This is a genomic window from Ameyamaea chiangmaiensis (assembly GCF_013376175.1).
In the GTDB taxonomy this organism is placed as follows: Bacteria; Pseudomonadota; Alphaproteobacteria; order Acetobacterales; family Acetobacteraceae; genus Ameyamaea; species Ameyamaea chiangmaiensis.
In genome coordinates this window covers 1-1,910 of record NZ_JABXXR010000273.1, presented here as the reverse complement: position 1 = coordinate 1,910, position 1,910 = coordinate 1, and the positions used below count along the sequence as shown (strand labels likewise).

Here is a 1,910-nt window from a genome sequence, read left to right as displayed (position 1 = left end):
CCCGCGCCCTGGCCCGCGCGTCGGGCGCGCAGCGTAACGAGGCGCTTCGCGCGGCGGCAGCCGCACTTCGTGCCGATGTCGCCACGGTGCTTGACGCCAACGCGCGTGATCTGGCCGCGTCGACCGCGACGGATGCGTTTCGCGACCGCCTGACGCTGACGCCGTCCCGTCTTGAAGCGATGGCCCAGGGGCTTGAGGACATCGCGGCCTTGCCCGACCCGGTCGGGCGCGTCATGGCGGCCTGGGAACGGCCGAACGGCCTGAAGATCCGCCGGGTGGCGACGCCGGTCGGCGTGATCGGGATGATCTACGAAAGCCGGCCCAATGTCGGCGCGGACGCGGCTGGTTTGTGCATCAAGTCCGGCAATGCCGTGATCCTGCGTGGCGGGTCCGAAAGCCTGCACAGCGCGCGCGCGATCCATGCCGCGATGGCCAAGGGGCTGCGTGCGGCGGGGTTGCCCGTCGAGGCCGTGCAGATCGCACCGGACGCGGACCGGGCGCATGTGGCGGCGATGCTGGGCGCGGCGGGGCTGATCGACCTGATCATTCCCCGGGGTGGCAAGTCGCTGGTCGAGCGCGTGCTGCGTGACGCGCGGGTGCCGGTTCTGGCGCATGCGGAGGGGCTCTGCCACACCTATGTGCACGCGGCGGCTGATCCGGCCATGGCGCGGTCAATCGTCGCCAACGCGAAGATGCGGCGCGTGGGGATCTGTGGCGCGACGGAAACCCTGCTGATCGATACCGCGATCGCTCCGGCCCTGTTGCCGGCGATCGTGGGCGACCTGCGGGCGCTGGGGTGCGATTTCCGCGCCGATGCGCGGGCGCGTGCGATCGTCCCGGACCTGGCTGCCGCGACGGACGCGGATTTTTCCACCGAGTGGCTGGACCGCATCCTGTCCGTCGCCGTGGTGGAGGGCGTTGATGACGCGCTGGCGCACATCGCGCGTCATGGCAGCGCCCACACCGAGGCGATCGTCACCGAGGACGCCGACGTGGCGGCGCGATTCCTGAACGGGACGGACAGCGCGGTGGTGATGTGGAATGCCTCGACCCAGTTCTGCGACGGCGGAGAGTTCGGTTTCGGGGCCGAGATCGGGATTGCGACCGGTCGGTTTCATGCGCGGGGCCCGGTCGGGCTCGAGCAGTTGACCACGTTCCGGTACGAGGTGATCGGAACAGGGCAGACACGCCCCTGAGGCGCGTGGTCCAACGGGGTTGAGGGCGATGTGCCGGTAATTCCGACCTGGGGGGATTCGCGCCGGGTGCGCATCGGGCTTCTGGGTGGTTCGTTCAACCCTGTGCACGCGGGGCATCTCGCCATCGCGCGACGTGCGTTGCGTGTGCTGGACCTCGATCAGGTATGGCTGATGGTCTCGCCCGGCAATCCGCTCAAGCCGGTGGAAGGCATGGCACCTTTTGAGGAGCGGCTGGCCGGTGTGCGTTGTGTTGCCGACGGACGGCGGATCGTTGCAACCGATATCGAGCGCCGTCTGGGCACCCGCTACACGGTCGACACCATTGCCCGGTTGCGCACGCGTTTCCCCAATGTGTCGTTCGTCTGGCTGATGGGCGCGGACGGTCTTGCGAGCCTGCCGCGCTGGCGCGGGTGGCGGCGGCTGGCCGCGTTGGTACCGATCGCCGTGTTGCCGCGGCCGCGCTACAACGTCGCTGCCCTTTCGGGCCGGGCGGCGCGGACAATGGTGTCTGATCGCAGGCCAGCGCGCGCGGCGCGGGCCTTACCCGGGCGCAGCGGTCACGCTTGGGCTTTTCTTCCCGGCCCGCAGGACGGTATATCGGCAACAGCCCTGCGCACGATGAGATCTGGCGCACGCGACCCGGGACAGGCCCCGACACAGGAGAGACCACCATCGCCAGAAAACCCCCGTCCGACGTGACGCCCAAGCGCCGCA

General features: G+C 69.7%; 2 protein-coding genes. Both read left to right on the top strand.

Features of this window, described 5'->3' with window-relative positions:
* Positions 1-1,196, top strand: a 1,196-nt coding sequence (locus HUK82_RS16280) for a glutamate-5-semialdehyde dehydrogenase (protein WP_176614917.1), incomplete at its 5' end; no start/stop codon positions are given.
* A gap of 30 nt (positions 1,197-1,226) precedes the next feature.
* Positions 1,227-1,895, top strand: a complete 669-nt coding sequence (locus HUK82_RS16275; protein WP_176614916.1) for a nicotinate-nucleotide adenylyltransferase — start codon at positions 1,227-1,229, stop codon at positions 1,893-1,895.
* Positions 1,896-1,910: the final 15 nt, after the last annotated feature.